The sequence below is a fragment of the Pseudomonas sivasensis genome (assembly GCF_021391435.1).
Classification (GTDB): domain Bacteria; phylum Pseudomonadota; class Gammaproteobacteria; order Pseudomonadales; family Pseudomonadaceae; genus Aquipseudomonas; species Aquipseudomonas sivasensis.
This window is the reverse complement of sequence record NZ_CP090029.1, coordinates 5,668,664-5,689,688: the sequence shown is the minus strand read 5'-3', so window position 1 is coordinate 5,689,688 and position 21,025 is coordinate 5,668,664. Positions and strand designations below refer to the sequence as shown.

At 60.0% G+C, this 21,025-nt stretch carries 22 protein-coding genes; 15 read left to right on the top strand and 7 right to left on the bottom strand.

The window, feature by feature from the left end; all coding sequences use genetic code 11:
* Positions 1 to 41 precede the first annotated feature (41 nt).
* The 14 genes from LRO94_RS25900 to LRO94_RS25835 all read left to right on the top strand — a co-directional run bounded on the left by LRO94_RS25900 (position 42) and on the right by LRO94_RS25835 (position 15,161).
* Positions 42 to 2,036: a PAS domain-containing sensor histidine kinase gene (locus LRO94_RS25900; protein ID WP_179179814.1), complete on the top strand. Its 1,995-nt coding sequence runs from the start codon at positions 42 to 44 to the stop codon at positions 2,034 to 2,036.
* Between the two features lie 18 nt (positions 2,037 to 2,054).
* Complete coding sequence (locus LRO94_RS25895) at positions 2,055 to 2,684, top strand: response regulator (protein WP_032883847.1); 630 nt, start codon at positions 2,055 to 2,057, stop codon at positions 2,682 to 2,684.
* A 214-nt stretch (positions 2,685 to 2,898) separates the two neighbouring features.
* On the top strand, positions 2,899 to 4,011 hold the full coding sequence (locus LRO94_RS25890) for an ABC transporter ATP-binding protein (RefSeq protein WP_032883846.1): 1,113 nt from the start codon (positions 2,899 to 2,901) through the stop codon (positions 4,009 to 4,011).
* Between the two features lie 43 nt (positions 4,012 to 4,054).
* Positions 4,055 to 5,095, top strand: a complete 1,041-nt coding sequence (locus LRO94_RS25885; RefSeq protein ID WP_032883845.1) for an ABC transporter substrate-binding protein — start codon at positions 4,055 to 4,057, stop codon at positions 5,093 to 5,095.
* A 214-nt stretch (positions 5,096 to 5,309) separates the two neighbouring features.
* On the top strand, positions 5,310 to 6,557 hold the full coding sequence (locus LRO94_RS25880; protein ID WP_032883844.1) for an ABC transporter permease: 1,248 nt from the start codon (positions 5,310 to 5,312) through the stop codon (positions 6,555 to 6,557).
* 12 nt (positions 6,558 to 6,569) lie between these two features.
* Positions 6,570 to 7,394 carry an ABC transporter permease gene (locus tag LRO94_RS25875; RefSeq protein WP_017739612.1) on the top strand — a complete coding sequence of 275 codons (825 nt, stop codon included), beginning with the start codon at positions 6,570 to 6,572 and terminating at the stop codon, positions 7,392 to 7,394.
* A gap of 140 nt (positions 7,395 to 7,534) precedes the next feature.
* Complete coding sequence (locus LRO94_RS25870) at positions 7,535 to 8,683, top strand: iron-containing alcohol dehydrogenase (protein ID WP_032883843.1); 1,149 nt, start codon at positions 7,535 to 7,537, stop codon at positions 8,681 to 8,683.
* A gap of 84 nt (positions 8,684 to 8,767) precedes the next feature.
* Positions 8,768 to 9,442: a ribulose-phosphate 3-epimerase gene (rpe, locus tag LRO94_RS25865; RefSeq protein ID WP_179179815.1), complete on the top strand. Its 675-nt coding sequence runs from the start codon at positions 8,768 to 8,770 to the stop codon at positions 9,440 to 9,442.
* On the top strand, positions 9,439 to 10,257 hold the full coding sequence (locus LRO94_RS25860; protein ID WP_179179816.1) for a phosphoglycolate phosphatase: 819 nt from the start codon (positions 9,439 to 9,441) through the stop codon (positions 10,255 to 10,257). Before rpe ends, LRO94_RS25860 begins: the two co-directional genes overlap by 4 nt.
* Before the next feature lie 70 nt (positions 10,258 to 10,327).
* Positions 10,328 to 11,809: an anthranilate synthase component I gene (gene trpE / locus LRO94_RS25855; RefSeq protein WP_179179817.1), complete on the top strand. Its 1,482-nt coding sequence runs from the start codon at positions 10,328 to 10,330 to the stop codon at positions 11,807 to 11,809.
* A gap of 9 nt (positions 11,810 to 11,818) precedes the next feature.
* Positions 11,819 to 12,412, top strand: a complete 594-nt coding sequence (locus LRO94_RS25850) for an aminodeoxychorismate/anthranilate synthase component II (protein ID WP_024077700.1) — start codon at positions 11,819 to 11,821, stop codon at positions 12,410 to 12,412.
* A gap of 9 nt (positions 12,413 to 12,421) precedes the next feature.
* Entirely contained in the window at positions 12,422 to 13,471 is a 1,050-nt protein-coding gene (trpD, locus tag LRO94_RS25845) for an anthranilate phosphoribosyltransferase (protein ID WP_032883837.1), read from the top strand.
* A complete protein-coding gene (trpC, locus tag LRO94_RS25840) occupies positions 13,468 to 14,304 on the top strand; it encodes an indole-3-glycerol phosphate synthase TrpC (protein WP_095185035.1) in 837 nt (278 codons plus the stop codon). The genes trpD and trpC overlap by 4 nt, the downstream gene beginning before the upstream one ends.
* A 161-nt stretch (positions 14,305 to 14,465) precedes the next feature.
* Positions 14,466 to 15,161, top strand: a complete 696-nt coding sequence (locus LRO94_RS25835) for a lipoate--protein ligase family protein (protein WP_032883833.1) — start codon at positions 14,466 to 14,468, stop codon at positions 15,159 to 15,161.
* Here the strand turns inward: LRO94_RS25835 and crp are convergent.
* The gene (gene crp / locus LRO94_RS25830; protein ID WP_032883832.1) at positions 15,158 to 15,802 is read right to left on the bottom strand and encodes a cAMP-activated global transcriptional regulator CRP; all 645 of its coding nucleotides are present in this window, start codon (positions 15,800 to 15,802) and stop codon (positions 15,158 to 15,160) included. The genes LRO94_RS25835 and crp overlap by 4 nt on opposite strands.
* Positions 15,803 to 16,047: 245 nt before the next feature.
* Between crp and LRO94_RS25825 the strand changes: the two genes are divergently transcribed.
* The gene (locus LRO94_RS25825) at positions 16,048 to 16,470 is read left to right on the top strand and encodes an OsmC family protein (protein ID WP_003176451.1); all 423 of its coding nucleotides are present in this window, start codon (positions 16,048 to 16,050) and stop codon (positions 16,468 to 16,470) included.
* 62 nt (positions 16,471 to 16,532) lie between these two features.
* Here the strand turns inward: LRO94_RS25825 and coq7 are convergent, their stop codons facing one another.
* The 6 genes from coq7 to hemJ all read right to left on the bottom strand — a co-directional run bounded on the left by coq7 (position 16,533) and on the right by hemJ (position 21,003).
* Complete coding sequence (gene coq7 / locus LRO94_RS25820) at positions 16,533 to 17,180, bottom strand: 2-polyprenyl-3-methyl-6-methoxy-1,4-benzoquinone monooxygenase (RefSeq protein WP_032883831.1); 648 nt, start codon at positions 17,178 to 17,180, stop codon at positions 16,533 to 16,535.
* A gap of 138 nt (positions 17,181 to 17,318) precedes the next feature.
* Positions 17,319 to 17,657 carry a histidine triad nucleotide-binding protein gene (locus LRO94_RS25815; RefSeq protein ID WP_032883829.1) on the bottom strand — a complete coding sequence of 113 codons (339 nt, stop codon included), beginning with the start codon at positions 17,655 to 17,657 and terminating at the stop codon, positions 17,319 to 17,321.
* A 47-nt stretch (positions 17,658 to 17,704) separates the two neighbouring features.
* On the bottom strand, positions 17,705 to 18,493 hold the full coding sequence (locus LRO94_RS25810) for an SDR family NAD(P)-dependent oxidoreductase (RefSeq protein WP_032883828.1): 789 nt from the start codon (positions 18,491 to 18,493) through the stop codon (positions 17,705 to 17,707).
* Between the two features lie 60 nt (positions 18,494 to 18,553).
* Entirely contained in the window at positions 18,554 to 19,519 is a 966-nt protein-coding gene (locus tag LRO94_RS25805; RefSeq protein WP_032883827.1) for a DUF805 domain-containing protein, read from the bottom strand.
* Between the two features lie 68 nt (positions 19,520 to 19,587).
* Positions 19,588 to 20,550 carry an NAD(P)H-dependent flavin oxidoreductase gene (locus LRO94_RS25800; protein ID WP_095185033.1) on the bottom strand — a complete coding sequence of 321 codons (963 nt, stop codon included), beginning with the start codon at positions 20,548 to 20,550 and terminating at the stop codon, positions 19,588 to 19,590.
* A gap of 24 nt (positions 20,551 to 20,574) precedes the next feature.
* A complete protein-coding gene (gene hemJ, locus LRO94_RS25795) occupies positions 20,575 to 21,003 on the bottom strand; it encodes a protoporphyrinogen oxidase HemJ (protein WP_179179818.1) in 429 nt (142 codons plus the stop codon).
* Positions 21,004 to 21,025: the final 22 nt, after the last annotated feature.

The following is a 21,025-nucleotide window of genomic DNA, read 5'->3' as shown; positions in this document are numbered from 1 at the left end:
ATGGGTTGGTCAGTTTTTGTCAGTGATGTGAGACGTGGATCATGGGTTTTCGCTGTCTGCTGGTTATCGGCTGTTTGTGCGTCGCCTTGATGGCGAACGCCTCACCTACGTCTGCTGCCCCGCAGGCGCAGCTCAATGCGCAGCAGCGCGAATGGCTGGCCCAGCACCCGGAATTGCGGGTGGGCGTAGTGCTGCAGTTGCCTTACGCGCAATACGACCGTCGCTTGCAGCGCTTGTCCGGGGCCAATGTGGAGTTGATGCAGTGGCTGGCCAAGGCGCTGAATATCGAGCTGACCTGGCGCAATTTCCCCAACCAGGAGCAACTGGAAGCCGCCGTCCGCGACGACGAAGTGGACATTGCCCCCGGCCTGCAACAGACCCCAGCCGGCTTGCGCCTGTGGTTATTCAGCGACCCGTACATGCGTGTGCCCCAGCATATCGTCGGCATCCGCGAGGGCGGCGGCGCGGTTGAGCTGGAAAAACTGGACGATCAATCCCGCGTCGCCGTGCGCATGCCCAGCGCCGTGGCCGATTACCTGCGCAGCACTTATCCCAACCTCAACCTGCAAGGTGTGCCCATTGAACGCCAGGCCTTGCAGTTGTTGGTCAGCCAGCAAGCGCGTTATGCCGTGGTAGATGAAGCGCAATTAAGCCGATTATCCGGCGAGGCCGAGTTCGCCGGTTTGGCGGTGGTGGGGGACATCGGTCTGCCGCAATTGTTGCGGGTGGCCACACGGCGCGATTGGCCCGAACTGGCGGGCATCATGGAAAGTGCCTTGGGCGCTATCCCCGCCCGAGACCTTGACCAACTGCATAGCCGCTGGCTGCAACCCAAATACCCACGGTTATCGGAGTCGCCTGGGTTGTGGCAGAACCTCAGCCTGTTACTGAGCCTGCTGCTGCTCGCCAGTTTGGCGACCGTGTTCTGGCAGCGCCGCCAGCAACGTGTGTTGGAACATGGCCTGCTGGCCGCCCGTGAAGAAAGCGCCGCCCGCGCTGCCGGTGCCGAAGCGCTGCGGTTGACACAGTTTTCCATCGACCAAAGCACCGTTGGCATCCTGTGGGTCAACTGGGACAGCCATGTGCGCTACGCCAACCACGCCGCCGAAAGCATGCTCGGTTATGCTCCTGGCGCACTGATCGAGCGGCCGCTGGTTGACCTCGACCCGACCCTGGACATGGACCGCTGGCTCAATTTGTGGAAGCGCGCACGGGCCAGCGAAGAGGGACCACAGAACTTCGCCACCGATTGTTTGCGCGCCGACGGCAGCATCTTGCCGGCCAACGTGTCCTTGAGCTTTTTGCGGTTTGCCGAGGCTGAGTACTTGGTGGTTTACCTGAACGACGTCACCGAGTTGCGCCGCACGCTGGCCGCGTTGATGCAAAGCGAAGCGCAACTACGCGAACTGTCGGCCCACCTGGAAACCGTGCGCGAGGAAGAAAAAGCCCGCATCGCCCGGGAAGTGCATGACGAACTCGGTCAGATGCTCACCGTGCTCAAGTTGGAAACGTCCATGTGCGAGCTGGCTTATGCGCAACTGGACCCTGGCCTGCACGAGCGCTTGAACAGCATGAAGCGCCTGATTGCTCAACTGTTCCAACTGGTGCGGGACGTCGCGACGGCGCTGCGCCCACCGATTCTCGATGCTGGCATTGCCTCCGCCGTTGAATGGCAAGCCCGTCGTTTTGAAGCGCGCACGCAGATTCCCTGCCTGGTTCAGGTGCCGGATAACCTGCCGACCCTGAGCGACGCCAAGGCCATCGGCCTGTTTCGTATCCTGCAGGAGGCGCTGACCAACGTGATGCGCCATGCCCAGGCGCATACTGTGGAGCTGACGCTGGCCATAGAAGGCTCGGATTTGCGGTTGACCATCAGCGACGACGGCGTAGGTTTCGTCCAGCCTGAAGGGCGTGCGGTATCGTTTGGCCTGGTCGGTATGCGCGAGCGGGTGCTGATCATGGGCGGGCAATTGAGCCTGCACAGCGAGTTGGGGGAGGGCACCACCCTGAGTGTGACGGTGCCGCTGGATGCATAACGCCAAGAGGAAGTCCCTGTGATCCGTGTACTGGTAGCCGAAGACCACACCATCGTTCGTGAAGGCATCAAACAACTGATCGGCCTGGCCAAAGACCTGCTGGTGGTGGGGGAGGCTAGCAATGGCGAGCAGTTGCTGGAGACGTTGCGCCACGTGCCGTGCGAGGTGGTGTTGCTGGACATCTCGATGCCCGGCGTCAACGGCCTGGAAGCGATTGCGCGCATCCGTGCGTTGAGCAACCCGCCGGCGATCCTGGTGCTGTCGATGCACGACGAAGCGCAAATGGCTGCCCGTGCCCTGAAGGTCGGTGCCGCCGGTTACGCCACCAAGGACAGCGACCCGGCGTTGTTGCTGACGGCGATCCGCAAAGTCGCGGCCGGCGGGCGTTATATAGACCCGGACCTGGCCGACCGTATGGTGTTTGAAGTCGGTCTGACCGACGCCCGGCCATTGCATTCGTTGCTGTCGGAACGGGAGTTCTCGGTGTTCGAACGCTTGGCGCAGGGCGCCAACGTCAATGACATCGCCCAGCAACTGGCGCTGAGCAGCAAGACCATCAGCACTCACAAGGCGCGATTGATGCAAAAGCTCAATATCACCTCCCTGGCTGAGCTGGTGAAGTACGCCATGGAACACAAGCTGTTGTGATGACATGCCTGTTTGCGACCTGCTTCAAACCCCGCTGACGCCATTCCCGGCGCTTCGCACTGCAGCACTGTTCCATCCCCGCCATCCGTGTAGGGCAATCCCTACCCCCAAGCTTCCATCCTGCTGATGCAATTCTCTCCTGGCCCCCGATTTCCGGGGTCTCGCGCCTGGACTACGCTTGTGCCACAGCAGTCCAAAACACAAAGGTGCGGGTATGAGCGAGGTGGATTCAAATGATGTGCTGGTCAGCTTTCGTGGCGTGCAGAAGAGCTACGACGGCGAGAACCTGATCGTCAAAGACCTCAACCTGGAAATTCGCAAGGGCGAGTTCCTCACCTTGCTCGGGCCTTCCGGTTCGGGCAAGACCACCAGCCTGATGATGCTCGCCGGGTTTGAGACGCCGACTGCCGGTGAAATCCAGCTGGCCGGGCGCTCCATCAACAACGTGCCGCCGCACAAGCGCGACATTGGCATGGTGTTCCAGAACTACGCGCTGTTCCCGCACATGACCGTGGCCGAGAACCTGGCGTTTCCCTTGTCCGTGCGTGGTTTGAGCAAGACCGATGTCAGTGAGCGGGTCAAGCGCGTGCTGAGCATGGTCCAGCTCGACGCGTTCGCCCAGCGCTACCCGGCGCAACTGTCCGGAGGCCAGCAACAGCGTGTGGCCCTGGCCCGCGCGTTGGTGTTCGAACCGCAACTGGTACTGATGGACGAACCGCTCGGCGCTCTCGACAAGCAATTGCGCGAACACATGCAGATGGAGATCAAGCACCTGCACCAACGTCTCGGCGTGACAGTGGTGTACGTGACCCATGACCAGGGTGAAGCCCTGACCATGTCCGACCGCGTGGCGGTGTTCCATCAGGGCGAGATCCAGCAGATCGCCCCGCCGCGCACGCTGTATGAAGAACCGAAGAACACCTTCGTCGCTAACTTTATTGGTGAGAACAACCGCCTCAACGGCCGCTTGCACAGCCACACCGGCGACCGCTGCGTGGTCGAGCTTGCGCGGGGCGAGAAGGTTGAAGCACTGGCGATCAATGTCGGCCAGATCGGTGGCCCTGTAACGCTATCGGTGCGTCCGGAACGTGTCAGCCTCAATGGCTCCAGCGAAAGCTGCATCAACCGCTTCTCCGGGCGGGTGGCCGAATTTATCTACCTGGGCGACCACGTGCGTGTGCGCCTGGAAGTCTGCGGCAAGACCGATTTTTTTGTGAAACAACCGATTGCCGAGCTGGACCCAGCACTGGCGGTCGGCGACGTGGTACCGATTGGCTGGCAAGTCGAGCACGTTCGCGCACTCGACCCACTTCTAGAGGCGAATTGATCGCCCCATGGCTTCACCAACCCTGCACGTGGAGAGAACAACAATGTTGAGATCCCTGAAGTATTCCGTCCTGGCCTTGAGCTTGATGGGCGCGACACAGGCCATGGCCGGCCCGGACCTGACCGTCGTGTCCTTTGGTGGCGCGAACAAGGCTGCACAGGTCAAGGCCTTCTATGCACCGTGGGAAAGCGCGGGCAACGGCAAGATCGTCGCCGGTGAGTACAACGGTGAGATGGCCAAGGTCAAAGCCATGGTCGACACCAAAAGCGTGTCCTGGGACCTGGTAGAAGTGGAATCGCCGGAACTGTCCCGCGGTTGTGACGAAGACATGTTCGAACCGCTGGACCCGAAACTGTTCGGCGACAGCGCCAACTACGTGAAGGGTGCGATCCAGCCATGCGGCGTGGGTTTCTTCGTATGGTCGACTGTGTTGGCGTACAACGCCGACAAACTGGCTTCCGCGCCAACCAGCTGGGCGGATTTCTGGGACACCAAGAAATTCCCGGGCAAGCGCGGCCTGCGCAAAGGCGCCAAGTACACCCTGGAATTCGCCTTGATGGCCGACGGCGTAGCGCCGAAGGACGTGTACAAAGTGCTGGCCGGCAAAGATGGCCAAGACCGTGCGTTCAAGAAACTCGACGAACTCAAGCCGTCGATCCAATGGTGGGAAGCTGGCGCACAACCGCCGCAGTACCTCGCATCGGGTGACGTGGTGATGAGCTCGGCTTACAACGGCCGAATCGCTGCCGTGCAGAAAGAAAGCAACCTGAAAGTGGTGTGGAACGGCGGCATCTACGACTTCGATGCATGGGCGATTCCAAAAGGTCTGGCCAAGGATCGCGCAGAAGCGGCGAAGAAATTCATCGCCTTCTCGGTCGCACCGCAGCAGCAGAAGACCTACTCGGAAAACATCGCCTACGGCCCGGCCAACACCCAAGCCGTACCGTTGCTGGCCAAGGACATCCTCAAGGACATGCCGACTACGCCAGAGAACATCGCCAACCAGGTGCAGATCGACGTGAGCTTCTGGGCGGACAACGGCGAGCAGCTTGAGCAGCGCTTCAATTCTTGGGCTGCCAAGTAACCCGCCTGCTGTGTTCAATGGGCTTTTGTGGTGAGCGGGCTTGCCCAGCGCTGGACTGCGAAGCAGTCCCAAACCAGGCGCCGTGTTCTGTCTGAAAGAACGCGGTGACTGTCAGAGGGGCCGCTTCGCCGCCCAGCGCGGGGCATGCCCACTCACCACAGCGTCTGAGCCCAGGCACAGGTTTGTCGTCACTTTCAGATTTTCGGAGTTAGCCATGGCCATCGCCGTTCCCTCGAACGAGGTCAACAGCCCCACCCTCAAGCAGCGCCTGGCGCGTGCCGAGCGGGTCAATCGCTGGAAGGCCCAGGCCTTGATTGCACCGCTGGTGCTGTTTTTGCTGCTGGTGTTTCTGGTGCCGATCGTCGCGCTTTTGTTCAAAAGCGTCGGTAATCCGGAAGTGGTGGGCGGCCTGCCGCGTACCGTGGTGGCGGTGACTGCCTGGGACGGTCGTGGTCTGCCGGGTGAACCGGTGTATCAGGCTCTCAGTGAAGACCTGGGTGAGGCGCGCAAAAACCAGACCCTGGGCGATCTGTCTAAACGCTTGAACATGGAGCTGGCCGGCTATCGCAGCCTGCTGACCAAAACCGCGCGGGCGCTGCCGTTCACCGAAGCGCCTGCCTCCTATAAAGAAGCGCTGGAAACCCTCGACGAACGCTGGGGCGACCCGGCGTACTGGCAAGCGATCCGGCGTAATACCAGCAGCCTGACACCGTTCTACCTGCTGGCGGCCGTCGATCACCGCATCGACGACCTCGGCGAAGTGGCCCCGGCCACCCCGGATCAGGCGATCTATCTGGATATCTTTGCCCGTACCTTCTGGATGGGCCTGGTGATCACCGTGATCTGCCTGTTGTTGGCCTATCCCCTGGCGTATCTGCTGGCCAACCTGCCGGCGCGTAAAAGCAACCTGCTGATGATTCTCGTGCTGCTGCCGTTCTGGACCTCGATCCTGGTGCGAGTGGCAGCGTGGATCGTGCTGTTGCAATCCGGCGGTCTGATCAACAGTGCGCTGATGGGCATGGGCCTGATCGATAAGCCCCTGGAGTTGGTGTTCAACCGCACCGGTGTCTACATCTCCATGGTGCACATCCTGCTGCCGTTCATGATTCTGCCGATCTACAGCGTGATGAAAGGCATCTCGCCGACCTACATGCGTGCGGCGATTTCCCTGGGCTGCCACCCGTTCGCCAGTTTTTGGCGCGTGTACTTCCCGCAGACCTACGCCGGCGTTGGCGCTGGTTGCCTGTTGGTGTTCATCCTGGCGATTGGTTACTACATCACCCCGGCACTGTTGGGCAGCCCGAACGACCAGATGGTCAGCTACTTCGTGGCCTTCTACACCAACACCAGCATCAACTGGGGCATGGCGACGGCGTTGGGCGGCCTACTGCTGCTGGCGACCGTGGTGCTGTACCTGATCTACAACCGTTTGGTCGGCGCCAGCCGCCTGCGCCTGAGCTGAGGAGACCTTGCGATGCTGAGCCCTTATATGTCGCCCGTTGAGCGGGTTTGGTTCTACAGCTTGCGGATCCTCTGCGGCTTGATTCTGCTGTTCCTGATCTTGCCCGTGCTGGTGATCATCCCGCTGTCGTTCAACAGCGGCAGTTTTCTGGTGTACCCGTTGCAGGGCTTCTCGCTGCACTGGTACCAGGACTTCTTCGCTTCAGCTGAATGGATGCGAGCGCTGAAGAACAGCATCATCGTCGCCCCGGCGGCCACCGTGCTGGCCATGGTGTTTGGTACGCTGGCGGCGATTGGCCTGACCCGTGGCAATTTCCCCGGCAAAGCACTGGTCATGGCGCTGGTGATTTCGCCGATGGTGGTACCGGTGGTGATCATCGGCGTGGCCAGCTACCTATTTTTTGCGCCGCTGGGTTTGGGTAACAGCTTTTTCTCGCTGATCGTGGTGCACGCGGTGTTGGGTGTACCTTTTGTGATCATCACGGTATCGGCGACGTTGCAGGGTTTTAACCACAATCTGGTGCGTGCAGCGGCCAGCCTGGGGGCTTCGCCACTGACTGCGTTTCGTCGGGTGACCTTGCCGTTGATTGCGCCGGGGGTGATCTCCGGGGCGCTGTTTGCGTTCGCGACCTCGTTCGACGAGGTGGTGGTGACGCTGTTTCTCGCCGGCCCCGAGCAAGCGACCCTGCCACGGCAGATGTTCAGCGGTATCCGCGAAAACCTCAGCCCCACCATTGCGGCGGCGGCGACGTTGCTGATTGCCTTCTCGGTGTTGCTGTTGCTGACCCTGGAATGGCTGCGCGGCCGTAGCGAGAAACTGCGTACTGCCCAAGTCTAAAGCCCAGCACAGAACCCATGTGGGAGGGGGCAAGCCTCCTCCCACATGGGTTCTGTGACCATTCAGCTGCTGAATGAAAGACAACCTGTTTCGGTCAGCTACTCTTGTGCCAGCCCATGGACTAATAAGAGGCCGCGCACATGAGTACTTCCTCATTCAAGATCGCCCACAAATTGCTGACCGGCGCTGGCGCCATCGAACAACTGGCCTTTGAACTCACGCGCCTGGATGTGGATAACCCGCTGATCGTGACCGACGCCGTGCTGGTCAAATCCGGCACCGTGGCGCTGGCGCTTGAACACCTGGGTGAGCGCCCCTACGAAATTTTTGATCGCGTGCTGCCCGACCCGGAAATCGCCATCGTCGAAGACTGCATGCAGGCTTATCGCGACGGCGGGCACGACGGCCTGATTGGGCTGGGCGGCGGCAGTGCCATCGACATCGCTAAAAGTGTGGCCGCCTACGCCGGTTACCATGGCGCCCTGGCCGACTTGTTTGGTGTCGACCAGGTACCGCGCAAGGGCCCGCCGCTGATCGCCATCCCGACTACGGCCGGCACGGGCTCGGAGGTGACCAATGTGGCGATCCTCTCCGACAAGGCCGCACAGCTGAAAAAAGGCATCGTCAGCGACTACCTTTTGCCGGATGTGGCGCTGATCAGCCCGCAAATGACCCTGACCTGCCCACGCAGTGTCACCGCCGCCAGTGGTGTAGATGCACTGGTGCATGCCATTGAGTCCTACCTGTCGCTGAATGCCTCTCCGATCACGGACGCCTTGGCCATCGGCGCAATCAAGCTGATCGCCAAGGCGCTGCCCAAGGCCTACGCCAACCCCGCCAACCTCCAGGCCCGCGACGACATGGCTACCGCCAGCCTGATGGCCGGCATGGCGTTCGGGAATGCCGGGGTGGGTGCGGTGCACGCGTTGGCTTATCCACTGGGCGGGCGTTTCAATATCGCCCATGGCGTGAGTAACGCGCTGTTACTGCCCTATGTGATGCACTGGAACAAGCTGGCGTGTGTCGAGCGGATGCAGGACATTGCTCAGGCCATGGGCGTGAATATCACGGGGTTAAGTGCCAATGACGCAGCCGACCAGGCGGTCGAGGCGATGACGCGACTCTGCGCCGCAGTGGAGATCCCGGAAGGGCTTCACAGTTTCGGGATTCCCGAAGGCGCAATTCCCACCATGGCTGCCGAAGCGGCAGGTATCGAACGGTTGATGCGTAACAACCCGCGCAAGCTCAGCGTGGCGGATATCGAGAAAATCTACCGGGCCGCTTACTAGCCATTGAGCCAGGTCACGGTGCGCGCAGCAAAGCATGAGGTATACAATGCGCGCCATCGTGATTTAGCTCAAAAAAGGTGCGTCATGCAGCCCTTCGTCATTGCTCCATCGATTCTCTCCGCCGATTTTGCCCTCCTGGGTGAGGAAGTGGACAACGTGTTGGCCGCTGGTGCCGACTTCGTGCACTTCGATGTCATGGACAACCACTACGTGCCCAACCTGACCATCGGTCCGATGGTCTGCGCAGCGTTGCGCAAATACGGCGTTACCGCGCCGATCGATGCGCACCTGATGGTGAGCCCGGTAGACCGCATCATCGGCGACTTCATCGAAGCCGGTGCAACCTACATCACCTTCCACCCGGAAGCCTCGCTGCACGTCGACCGTACCTTGCAACTGATCCGCGAAGGCGGCTGCAAGGCGGGCCTGGTGTTCAACCCAGCTACCCCGTTGGACGTGCTCAAGTACGTGATGGACAAGGTCGACATGGTGTTGCTGATGAGCGTCAACCCAGGTTTCGGCGGGCAGAAGTTCATCCCCGGCACCCTCGACAAGCTGCGCGAAGCCCGCGCGCTGATCGATGCGTCCGGTCGTGATATCCGCCTGGAAATCGACGGTGGGGTCAACGTCAACAATATCCGTGAAATCGCAGCGGCCGGCGCCGATACGTTCGTGGCCGGTTCGGCGATCTTCAACGCGCCGAACTACCAGGAAGTCATCGACAAGATGCGTGCCGAACTGGCGCTGGCACGTCCATGAGCGGCTTTGAGCAGCTGTTTCCCGGCAAACTGCCACGGTTGGTGATGTTCGATCTGGACGGTACGCTGATCGACTCGGTGCCAGACCTGGCGGCGGCGGTGGACCAAATGCTGCTCAAGCTGGGACGCAAGCCGGCGGGGATCGAGTCTGTACGCGAATGGGTTGGCAATGGTGTGCAGATGCTGGTGCGCCGGGCCCTGGCTAACCATATCGACGCTGAAGGCGTCGATGACGTGGAAGCCGAGCACGCGCTGGAGTTATTCAATGCTGCTTATGAGGGCGGCCACGAACTGACCGTGGTTTACCCCGGCGTGCGCGACACCCTCAAATGGCTGCACAAACAGGGCGTGGAAATGGCCCTGATCACCAACAAGCCGGAGCGCTTCGTAGCGCCGCTGTTGGACCAGATGAAAATCGGCCGGTATTTCCGCTGGATCATCGGTGGCGATACCTTGCCACAGAAGAAACCCGACCCGGCGGCGCTGTTTTTCGTGATGAAAATGGCCAATATCCCGGCGTCCCAGTCGCTGTTTGTCGGCGACTCGCGCAGTGATGTGCAGGCGGCAAAAGCCGCGGGTGTTCAGTGTGTAGCCCTAAGCTACGGTTATAACCATGGCCGGCCGATTGCCGAAGAGTCGCCGGCGCTGGTCATTGATGACCTGCGACTGCTAATCCCCGGTTGCTTGGGAGCGGGCGCTGAGATAACGTTGCCCGACATCGATAAGTCCCCTTCTGGAAATTCCATCGTGGTGGTCACTCGCAAACTCTGGATGAAAGTCATCAAGGCCCTGGCCCGCTGGCGTTGGCGCGCCTGACTGATCCTGGCCGCGCCCTGCGGCACGTTTGCATACCTGACTGTTAGACCCTCACGCCACGAGGCACATCATGATCCGCGAAGAATTCCTGCGTTTGGCCGCTGCCGGCTATAACCGTATCCCCCTGGCCTGCGAAACCCTGGCCGACTTCGACACGCCACTGTCGATCTACCTGAAACTGGCCGACGAGCCCAACTCCTATCTGCTGGAGTCGGTACAGGGCGGCGAGAAGTGGGGCCGTTACTCGATCATCGGCCTGCCATGCCGCACGGTGCTGCGGGTACACGACCATCATGTGAGCATTACCCATGATGGCGTCGAGATCGAAAGCCATGACGTTGAAGACCCGCTTGCCTTCGTCGAAGCCTTCAAGGCGCGCTACAACGTGCCGACCATTGCGGGTCTGCCGCGTTTTAACGGCGGGCTGGTGGGTTACTTCGGCTACGACTGCGTGCGTTACGTGGAAAAACGCCTGGGCAAATGCCCGAACCCGGACCCGCTGGGCGTGCCGGATATTCTGCTGATGGTGTCTGACGCGGTGGTGGTTTTCGACAACCTCGCCGGCAAGATGCACGCGATTGTGCTCGCTGACCCATCCCAAGCTGACGCCTTCGAACAGGGCCTGGCCAGCCTGGAAGCCCTTCTGGAAAAACTGCGGCAGCCGATCACCCCGCGTCGCGGCCTGGACCTCAGCCGTCCGCCGGCGGCTGATCCGGTGTTCCGCTCCAGCTTTACCCAGGATGACTATGAGCGCGCGGTCGATACCATCAAGGAATACATCCTCGCCGGTGACTGCATGCAGGTGGTGCCGTCGCAACGTATGTCCATCGACTTCAAGGCCGCGCCTATCGACCTGTACCGGGCGCTGCGCTGCTTCAACCCGACGCCGTACATGTACTTCTTCAACTTTGGTGACTTCCACGTAGTGGGTAGCTCGCCGGAAGTGCTGGTGCGTGTCGAGGATAACCTGATCACCGTGCGCCCGATCGCCGGCACTCGTCCGCGTGGCGCGACTGAAGAAGCGGATCTGGCGCTGGAAGAAGACCTGCTCAGCGACGATAAGGAAATCGCCGAGCACTTGATGCTGATCGACCTGGGCCGTAACGACACCGGGCGTGTTTCGGAAATTGGCTCGGTGAAGCTGACCGAGAAGATGGTCATCGAGCGTTATTCCAACGTGATGCACATCGTGTCCAACGTCACCGGTGAACTGAAAGCCGGGTTGACGGCGATGGACGCACTGCGGGCGATTCTGCCGGCGGGCACGTTGTCGGGCGCGCCGAAGATTCGCGCGATGGAAATCATCGACGAGTTGGAACCGGTCAAGCGTGGTGTCTACGGCGGCGCCGTGGGGTATTTCGCCTGGAACGGCAACATGGACACCGCTATTGCGATCCGCACGGCAGTGATCAAGGACGGGGAGCTGCATGTGCAGGCCGGTGGCGGGATCGTCGCCGACTCGGTACCGGCCCTCGAATGGGAAGAAACCCTGAACAAGCGCCGCGCGATGTTCCGCGCTGTTGCGCTGGCTGAACAGACCCCCAATTCCTGAGGTTTCCCCATGTTGCTGATGATTGATAACTACGATTCCTTTACCTACAACGTTGTGCAGTACCTGGGCGAACTCGGTGCCGAGGTCAAGGTGGTGCGCAACGACGAGCTGACCGTGGCCGAGATCGCCGCGCTGAATCCCGAGCGCATCGTGGTTTCGCCGGGCCCGTGCACGCCGACCGAGGCGGGTATTTCTCTCGAAGCCATCAAGTACTTCGCCGGCAAGCTGCCAATCCTGGGTGTATGCCTGGGCCACCAATCCATTGGCCAGGCCTTTGGTGGTGACGTGGTGCGTGCGCGCCAAGTGATGCACGGCAAGACCAGTCCGGTGTTCCATAAGGACTTGGGCGTATTCCAGGCACTCAACAACCCGGTGACTGTGACTCGCTACCACTCGCTGGTGGTCAAGCGCGAAACCCTGCCGGAATGTCTGGAGCTGACTGCCTGGACACAGCTGGAAGACGGCTCGGTCGACGAGATCATGGGCCTGCGTCACAAGACACTGAACATCGAAGGGGTGCAATTTCACCCCGAGTCGATCCTGACCGAGCAGGGCTACGAGCTGTTCGCCAACTTTCTCAAGCAGAGCGGCGGCACGCGCTAAGGACTTTCCATGGATATCAAGACTGCCCTGAGCCGTATCGTCGGCCATCTGGACCTGAGCACCGCTGAAATGAGCGATGTGATGCGCGAGATCATGACCGGCCAATGCACTGACGCGCAGATCGGCGCGTTCATGATGGCAATGCGCATGAAGAGCGAGAGCATCGACGAGATCGTCGGCGCGGTTTCGGTGATGCGTGAGTTGGCCGACAAGGTCGAGCTTAAAACCCTCGACGGTGTGGTCGATGTGGTTGGCACCGGCGGCGACGGTGCGAATATTTTCAACGTGTCGACGGCTTCATCCTTTGTGGTCGCGGCGGCGGGCTGCACCGTGGCCAAGCATGGTAACCGTGCGGTGTCCGGTAAGAGCGGCAGTGCCGACCTGCTGGAAGCGGCCGGTATCTACTTGAACCTGACACCGGTACAAGTGGCGCGCTGCATCGACAACGTCGGCATCGGCTTTATGTTTGCCCAGTCCCATCATGGTGCAATGAAGCACGCCGCCGGTCCGCGCAAAGACCTTGGCCTGCGTACGCTGTTCAACATGCTCGGCCCGCTTACGAATCCGGCCGGTGTAAAGCACCAGGTGGTGGGCGTATTCAGTCAGGCGTTGTGCAAACCGTTGGCTGAAGTGCTGCAACGCCTGGGCAGCAAGCATGTGCTGGTGGTGCATTCCAAAGATGGCCTGGATGAATTCAGCCTGGCCGCGCCGACCTTTGTGGCGGAGCTGAAGAATGATCAGATCACCGAGTATTGGGTCGAGCCAGAAGACCTGGGCATGAAGAGCCAGAGCCTGCATGGCTTGGCGGTAGAAAGCCCGGCGGCGTCCCTGGAGTTGATTCGCGATGCCCTGGGGCGGCGTAAGACTGAGAACGGTCAAAAAGCTGCGGAAATGATTGTTCTGAATGCTGGCGCGGCACTTTACGCTGCCGACCATGCCTATAGTCTTAAGGAAGGTGTCGAATTGGCCCACGATGCGCTGCACACCGGTCTGGCTCGTGAAAAGCTCGAAGAGCTGGGAGCATTCACCGCTGTATTCAAGATGGAGAATGAAGGATGAGTGTTCCGACCGTTCTGGAAAAGATCCTGGCCCGCAAGGCTGAAGAAGTCGCCGAACGCCGTGCCCGTGTGAGCCTGGCCGAGCTGGAAGCCCAAGCGAAAGCCGCTGACGCACCGCGTGGATTTGCCAATGCACTGATCGCCCAGGCCAAGCTCAAGCATCCGGCGGTGATCGCGGAGATCAAGAAGGCTTCGCCGAGCAAGGGTGTGATCCGCGAGCACTTTGTGCCAGCGGAAATCGCGGTCAGCTACGAAAAGGGCGGGGCGACATGCCTGTCCGTATTGACTGATATCGATTATTTCCAGGGTTCCGACCTGTTCCTGCAGCAGGCCCGCGCGGCGTGCAAGTTACCGGTGATCCGCAAGGATTTCATGGTCGACCCGTACCAGATCGTCGAAGCCCGTGCCTTGGGCGCCGACTGCGTTCTGCTGATCGTCTCCGCTCTGGATGACGTGAAGATGGCCGAGTTGGCGGCCGTGGCCAAAAGCGTCGGCCTGGACGTGCTGGTGGAAGTGCACGACGGCGATGAGCTGGAGCGCGCACTCAAAACCCTCGACACACCGCTGGTGGGGGTCAACAACCGTAACCTGCACACCTTTGAAGTCAGCCTGGAAAACACTCTCGACCTGCTGCCGCGTATTCCACGCGACCGCCTGGTGATCACTGAGAGCGGCATTGTTAACCGCGCCGACGTGGAGCTGATGGAAATCAGCAACGTGTACTCGTTCCTGGTGGGCGAGACCTTCATGCGCGCCGAGAACCCGGGGGCGGAACTGCAGCGTCTGTTCTTCCCGGAGCGTGGCGTGGCGGTCAGCGGTTCAACTCTCGATTGATTTGACCCACGGTCAATATTTGAAATGCAGTCAAATGTGGGAGGGGGCTTGCTCCCGATAGCGGAGTGTCAGTTGACTTGTTCATCAACTGACAGAATGCCATCGGGAGCAAGCCCCCTCCCACATTGGGTCCTGTGGTTATGCCGATAGGTAGGTGTTAGATGACTCAGCCAGTAAAGATGACCGTCGAAGCAGGCCTTGCCGCCGAGCAAGCCTTGTTGGCTGCCGTTTGTGCTGGTGACCAGGAGTTCGGCCTGCTGTTCTGGCAACCCAGTGATCAAGCCTTGGTGATGCCGCGTCGTCTGAGTCGGTTGCCGGCATTCGAAGCCGCCAGCCAAGTCTCGGCCGATTACGGTTGGCCGGTGTTGCTGCGTGAGACCGGTGGCGAACCGGTGCCGCAGTCCAGCGCTACGGTCAATATCGCCCTGGTCTACGCTCCGCCGCGCAGTGAAGGCGATCAAGGCCGCATCGAAACCGGTTACCAGCGCCTATGCCAGCCGATCTGCGATTTACTCATCGAGTTGGGCGGCGATGCCTCCGTCGGGGAAATCGAAGGTGCATTCTGCGACGGTCGTTACAACGTCAACCTGAACGGGCGCAAAATGGTCGGCACGGCCCAGCGATGGCGGCAAAGCGGTGGCCGCCCGGTAGGGTTGGTGCACGGTGCGTTGTTGCTGGATAACGATCGCGAAGAACTGATCGCGGCGGTCAATCGCTTCAACGAAGCCTGCGGTCTGGAGCAACGGGTTCGTGCCGACAGCCATATCGCCTTGCACGAAGCTTTCCCCGCGCCGGACGCCATCAGCCGATTGGATACCTTGTACCGTCAGATGCTGGCCAGCTTCCTGCCGGGTTAGCGAGTACCGAACACCACCATTGTCTTGCCTTTGACGTGGACCAGATTGCGCTCCTCCAGGTCCTTGAGCACGCGGCCGACCATCTCTCGTGAACAGCCGACAATTCGCCCGATTTCCTGACGGGTGATCTTGATTTGCATGCCGTCGGGATGAGTCATTGCATCGGGCTGTTTGCACAGCTCCAGCAGGCAACGGGCCACGCGACCGGTAACGTCGAAGAATGCCAAGTCGCCGACCTTGCGCGTGGTGTCACGCAGGCGCTGGGCGATCTGACCGCTGAGTGCGTAGAGAATGTCGGGATCGTGTTGAGCCAGCTCGCGAAATTTGGTGTAACTGATCTCGGCCACTTCGCACTCGACCTTTGCCCGCACCCAGGCGCTACGCTCCTGTTCCTTGCCGGCTTGCTCAAACAGCCCCAGTTCCCCGAAGAAATCCCCCGTGTTCAGGTAGGCGATGATCATCTCGCGGCCGTCTTCATCCTCGATCAGAATGGTGACTGAGCCCTTGATAATGAAGAACAACGTTTCGGAGCGCTCGCCGGCGCAGATGATGTTGTGCTTGGCCGGGTAACGTCGGCGCTGGCAATGCATCAGCAGCTTGTCGAGATTCTTGATCTTGGGTATGGGCGTCAGAGCAACCATGGTTGTATCCCGAAAGGCAGCGCGAGGTGGTTGGAATTGTTGTACTCGGCGGTATCGGCATTGATACACGCTTTATAAAGGGTGGCAATGCGCCACTCATTTGGCGTCAGCTTAACAGACACATTCTGACTCGATTAGCCAATTTACCGAGCAAGCCCCGTTATTGATCACATAGATGGGAAACGCTGTCGCGCTCAGGCCCTGTGCTAAGCTGGCGACCCTTTTTTAGCAGTGGAGTCTGGGCGATGAAGGCACGCATCCAATGGGCGGGCGAAGCCATGTTCCTCGGTGAGTCGGGCAGTGGCCATGTAGTGGTCATGGATGGCCCGCCTGAAGCCGGTGGCCGCAACCTGGGCGTACGTCCGATGGAAATGCTCCTGCTGGGCGTGGGCGGTTGCAGCAATTTCGACGTGGTCAGCATCCTGAAAAAATCCCGACAGGCTGTGGAAAGCTGTGAAGCCTTCCTGGAAGCCGAGCGCGCCACTGAAGATCCCAAGGTGTTTACCAAGATCCATATGCACTTCGTGGTGAAGGGCCGAGGGCTGAAGGAGGCTCAGGTCAAGCGCGCCATCGAGCTGTCGGCAGAGAAGTACTGCTCGGCGTCGATCATGCTCGGTGCGGCCGGCGTGGCCATTACCCATGACTACGAGATTATCGAGTTGGGTTAATCGCCGATTGGCAAAAGAAAAGGGCGCTTTGAAAGCGCCCTTTTTTTCGGCTGCAGGTTTGCTCAGACGCGGTAGGTGCTTTTGGTCATGACCTTGGCAAGTAGGCTCATGCCGAAACGCACTGGCGCCGGGAAGCGGAAACCGCCTGCATCCAGTGCGCTTTCAGCGTGGTGTTCTTCATCGATACGCATCTGCTCAAGAATGGCCCGGGATTTTTCGTCTTCGGCCGGCAATTGTTCCAGGTGTTCATCCAAGTGCTTGCACACTTGATGTTCAGTCGCGGCGACAAAACCGAGGCTGACCTTGTCACTGATCAAGCCGGCAGCAGCGCCGATGCCGAACGACAAACCGTAAAACAGTGGATTCAGCACGCTGGGATGGCTACCCAGTTGACGGATGCGTTGCTCGCACCAGGCCAGGTGGTCGATTTCTTCCTCGGCCGCGTGCTCCATGGCCGCGCGTACCTGCGGCAGCTTGGCAGTCAGTGCCTGGCCTTGGTAAAGCGCCTGGGCACAGACTTCGCCGGTATGGTTGATGCGCATCAGGCCGGCGACATGACGAGTGTCGGTCTCGCTCATCTGCGCGTCAGGTTGCACGATGGCGGGCGACGGACGGTACGGTTGGCCACTGAAGGGCAGGAGTGTGCGCATGGCCGTGTCGGCTTGCAGCAATAGGCGATCAATCGGCGAGTAGTGACGTTGGGTAGTCATGCTGACCTCCGGGAAGAATCTCGGCGGCCAGTTTACCGCAAGAGATGGGCAAGCGTTTGCCCTGAGTCAATTTGCCTTTGTAGCGAGGGAGCTTGCTGTCGTCCGGCTGCGTCGCAATCGCAAACTCCCCAATAATCCTCAGCCCGGTGGCCAGTTCATCTGGCGCTGACCCAGCACGTGCATATGGATGTGATAGACAGTCTGTCCGCCATCCTCATTGCAGTTCATTACTACGCGAAACCCTTTCTCGCAGCCTTGTTCCACGGCGAGGCGCTGGGCGGTAAACAGAATGTGCCCGGCCAGGGATTTGTCATCTTCCGTGAGGTCATTGAGGGTGCGGATAGGCTTCTTCGGGATCACCAGAAAATGCACTGGTGCCTGCGGGGCAATATCGTGAAAAGCGAGGACTTGATCATCTTCGTAGATGATCTTCGCGGGTATTTCTCTGTTGATGATCTTGGTGAACAGAGTATCCACAGCTGTTTCTCCATTATGAGCGTGCAGGGGTGAGTGTACCCACGCGGTCAGCGTGGGCAATAGGCCTTGTTGATGGCACCGGCTATTTTGCGCGTCAGCCAGCGCGGGCTTAGACGTGGGCTGAAGGCCAGCCAGCGATTACGGCGGCCGGGGATGATGATGGCTTTGTTCTTTTCCAATGCGCGTACGGTGTAGAGCGCGACCTCTTCCGGGCTCATCAGTTGTTCGCTGCGATCAAGCTTGGCGGTGTCCATTTGCGCGGTACCGAAGAACGCGGTGCGTGTCGGGCCAGGGCAAAGGACCGATACCTTGATGCCGCAGGTCTTCAGTTCTTCGCGCAAACCCTCGGAGAAATGCAGCACATAGGCCTTGCTGGCGTAGTAACTGCTCATCCACGGACCGGGTTGAAACGCGGCAATCGACGCAACGTTAAGAATTTGTCCGCCGCCCTGCAGCGCCATGGTATTGCCCAGGGCGTGACACATGCGGGTGAGGGCGAGGATGTTGACTTCAATAAGGTCTTGCTCGGTCATCCAGTCCTGGGCCAGGAATGGTCCGCTTGTGCCGATGCCGGCGCAGTTGACCAGCAAATCAATCTGCCGCTCGCCTTCTTCAAGCTCTAACAGGAATCCGGACAAGCGCAGCGGCTCGCCCAGGTCGCAGGCACGAAACAGCACCTCGACGCCGAAGCGCTGAGTCAATTCGATTGCAATGCTTTCCAACTGATCACGCTGGCGGGCCACCAGAATCAAGCTGCGGCCACGACGTGCCAGGGCTTCTGCCAAGGCAAGGCCAATGCCGCTGGAGGCACCGGTGATCAGAGCGTAACGGGTCATGCCTTTCTCCATCGCAACGCCCCCATCAATGATGGAGGCATCACGGATGGGGGCGTTTCTTTACTGTTCTTCTGCAGAGTCTACAGGTTCGGCCGCTTCGTCAGCACTTTGGGCGTCTTCTTCATCAACGATGACGCTTTGATCGGCGTCTTCATCGGAGGTGATGGAGCTGCTTTCGTAGCTGCTGTCGACGTTGGATTCGAGTTGGTCCAGGTAGCCGTTCATGCCCAGCGACACGACGAGGATGAGCATCAGAGGAATGAATGCCAGCCACAGAGAGGCCAGAACCTTTACCGCAGTGGAGTTACGCGGTGGCGGTGCGCCGTATTGGTTGGCACCCGAGTTACCTGGCACTACCAGCAGCAACAGCGGGAAAATGCTGTTTACCAGCGGCACGAGGTTCAGCAGGTACAGCCAGCCAGACCAGCCCAGGTCGTGCAAGCGCTGGACCCCGATTTGCACACTTACGACTACAACCGCAACGAACAGCGCTAAACCGAGCAACGAGCCAACAATGATGGCTATCGTCGGTGACGCGGTCGCGATGGCGAAGCCTACAGTACTAAGGATGCCTGCTGCGACGAGCATTGCGACGGTCAGTACCAGCGTCCATGCCAGATACCGCAGACGGCCAATACGGCCATTGATCGTGAAGATCTTGAGATCGGCGTATTCAGGGTGGCTGTCACCCACGGCAGCACGCGGAGGCGCGTACGGTGAAGCGGCTGGGCGAGAGAAGTCTGTTGCACCAGAACTCGTCTCGTGTGTTTCGGCAAGGCTGAAGGCTACGGGCTGTTCGGCCTCGATGCGCGCGTCGACGCCAGCGTTCTTCAGAGCGGTGAGGTAGGTTTCGGCGTCGGGGCGTGACAGGTCGCGTTTTAGTGCAACCGGGCGACCGGTGAAGAGTTTCTCGATGTCCTCGACGGTGCTTTTGAACAGCTCAGCCAGGTTCAGCTTGGCCGTGGTGCTTTCGACACCCGGGAGCAAGGCTCCATCAAAAACAATCTTGAAGCGGTTGTCGCTCATGCGGGCTTCCTTGTCACTTATTCAGGTGGGGGTGCGGGCCTGCTCAATTGGCAGGCCTGTCGGTTGGGTCAGCGTGGCCAGCGCAATTGTGCGGCCTGCTCGCGCGCCTTGCGGTATTCGGCATCGAGGCGGGCAACGAGTTCATCGACGCTGGGCAAATCATTAATCTCACCGACGCCTTGGCCGGCGGACCATACGGTCTTCCATGCTTTGGCTTCGTCGCTCAGCGGTTTGAGCTTGGAACCGAAGTTGACTTCGCCTTTGCCTTGCAGGGCAGCGAGGTCGAACCCGGCATTTTCCAGGCTTTGGCGCATAAAGCTAGCGGGAACGCCGGAGACTGCGGGAGTGTGCACGATGTCGGCGGCGCGCGATGTGAGCAGCATCTCTTTATAGGCATCTGGGGCGTGGCTTTCGGTGGTACCGATAAAGCGCGTGCCGAAATATGCCAGGTCTGCGCCCAGTAACTGGGCGGCGAGGATTTCGTGTCCATGATTGAGGCACCCGGCCAGCAGCAGGGTTTTGTCGAAAAACTGCCGAATCTCGGCAATCAGCGAGAACGGGCTCCAGGTGCCGGCATGGCCACCGGCACCGGCAGCCACAGCAATCAGGCCATCTACACCGGCTTCAGCGGCTTTTTCGGCATGGCGCCGGGTGGTGACATCGTGGAACACCAGCCCGCCGTAGCTGTGCACGGCATCTACCAACTCCTTCACCGCGCCCAAACTGGTGATCACGATCGGCACCTTGTGCTCAACGCAGATCGCCAGATCCGCCTCCAGGCGAGGGTTACTGTTGTGCACGATAAGGTTGACGGCGTACGGCGCTGGATTGTCCAACTGCGCAAGGCCCGCTTCGATTTCCTCCAGCCAGGCTTTGAAGCCACTGCTCTCGCGCTGGTTGAGCGCAGGGAAGCTCCCGACCACGCCATTGCGGCAGCAGGCCAGGACCAGTTGTGGATTGGAAATCAGGAACATCGGCGCAGCCACCACGGGCAGGCGCAGACGTTGTTCAAGCAGAGCGGGCAGCGACATTGGAGGTACCCCGAGTAATTGAAGTTAGAACGGTTTGACTACGACCAAAATTACGATAGCCAGCAATATCAGAACCGGGACTTCATTGAACCAGCGATAAAAGACATGGCTGCGGGTGTTTTCGCCACGGGCGAAACGTTTTACCTGTGCGCCACACATGTGGTGATAGCCGATCAACAGTGCAACGAGGGTCAGCTTGGCGTGGATCCAGCCGCCGGACTGAAAGATGCCGGGGTTGAGGGCAATCAGCCAGATGCCGAATGCCAAGGAGGCAATCATCGCCGGGCCCATGATGCCGCGGTACAACTTGCGCTCCATGATGCTGAAGCGCTCCTTGCTGACGGTGTCCTCGCTTTGGGCGTGGTAGACGAACAGGCGCGGCAGGTAGAACAGCCCGGCAAACCAGCAGACGATGCTGATGATGTGGAAGGCTTTGACCCATAGATAAAGCATTTTTAGTTATTCCCAGGTTCAC

Coding starts and splice junctions, on each gene's coding strand:
- LRO94_RS25900 (WP_179179814.1), top strand. CDS start 42: ATGGGTTTTCGCTGTCTGCTGGTTATCGGCTGTTTGTGCGTCGCCTTG.
- LRO94_RS25890 (WP_032883846.1), top strand. CDS start 2,899: ATGAGCGAGGTGGATTCAAATGATGTGCTGGTCAGCTTTCGTGGCGTG.
- LRO94_RS25885 (WP_032883845.1), top strand. CDS start 4,055: ATGTTGAGATCCCTGAAGTATTCCGTCCTGGCCTTGAGCTTGATGGGC.
- LRO94_RS25880 (WP_032883844.1), top strand. CDS start 5,310: ATGGCCATCGCCGTTCCCTCGAACGAGGTCAACAGCCCCACCCTCAAG.
- LRO94_RS25875 (WP_017739612.1), top strand. CDS start 6,570: ATGCTGAGCCCTTATATGTCGCCCGTTGAGCGGGTTTGGTTCTACAGC.
- LRO94_RS25870 (WP_032883843.1), top strand. CDS start 7,535: ATGAGTACTTCCTCATTCAAGATCGCCCACAAATTGCTGACCGGCGCT.
- rpe (WP_179179815.1), top strand. CDS start 8,768: ATGCAGCCCTTCGTCATTGCTCCATCGATTCTCTCCGCCGATTTTGCC.
- LRO94_RS25860 (WP_179179816.1), top strand. CDS start 9,439: ATGAGCGGCTTTGAGCAGCTGTTTCCCGGCAAACTGCCACGGTTGGTG.
- trpE (WP_179179817.1), top strand. CDS start 10,328: ATGATCCGCGAAGAATTCCTGCGTTTGGCCGCTGCCGGCTATAACCGT.
- LRO94_RS25850 (WP_024077700.1), top strand. CDS start 11,819: ATGTTGCTGATGATTGATAACTACGATTCCTTTACCTACAACGTTGTG.
- trpD (WP_032883837.1), top strand. CDS start 12,422: ATGGATATCAAGACTGCCCTGAGCCGTATCGTCGGCCATCTGGACCTG.
- trpC (WP_095185035.1), top strand. CDS start 13,468: ATGAGTGTTCCGACCGTTCTGGAAAAGATCCTGGCCCGCAAGGCTGAA.
- LRO94_RS25835 (WP_032883833.1), top strand. CDS start 14,466: ATGACTCAGCCAGTAAAGATGACCGTCGAAGCAGGCCTTGCCGCCGAG.
- crp (WP_032883832.1), bottom strand. CDS start 15,802: ATGGTTGCTCTGACGCCCATACCCAAGATCAAGAATCTCGACAAGCTG.
- LRO94_RS25825 (WP_003176451.1), top strand. CDS start 16,048: ATGAAGGCACGCATCCAATGGGCGGGCGAAGCCATGTTCCTCGGTGAG.
- coq7 (WP_032883831.1), bottom strand. CDS start 17,180: ATGACTACCCAACGTCACTACTCGCCGATTGATCGCCTATTGCTGCAA.
- LRO94_RS25810 (WP_032883828.1), bottom strand. CDS start 18,493: ATGACCCGTTACGCTCTGATCACCGGTGCCTCCAGCGGCATTGGCCTT.
- LRO94_RS25805 (WP_032883827.1), bottom strand. CDS start 19,519: ATGAGCGACAACCGCTTCAAGATTGTTTTTGATGGAGCCTTGCTCCCG.
- LRO94_RS25800 (WP_095185033.1), bottom strand. CDS start 20,550: ATGTCGCTGCCCGCTCTGCTTGAACAACGTCTGCGCCTGCCCGTGGTG.
- hemJ (WP_179179818.1), bottom strand. CDS start 21,003: ATGCTTTATCTATGGGTCAAAGCCTTCCACATCATCAGCATCGTCTGC.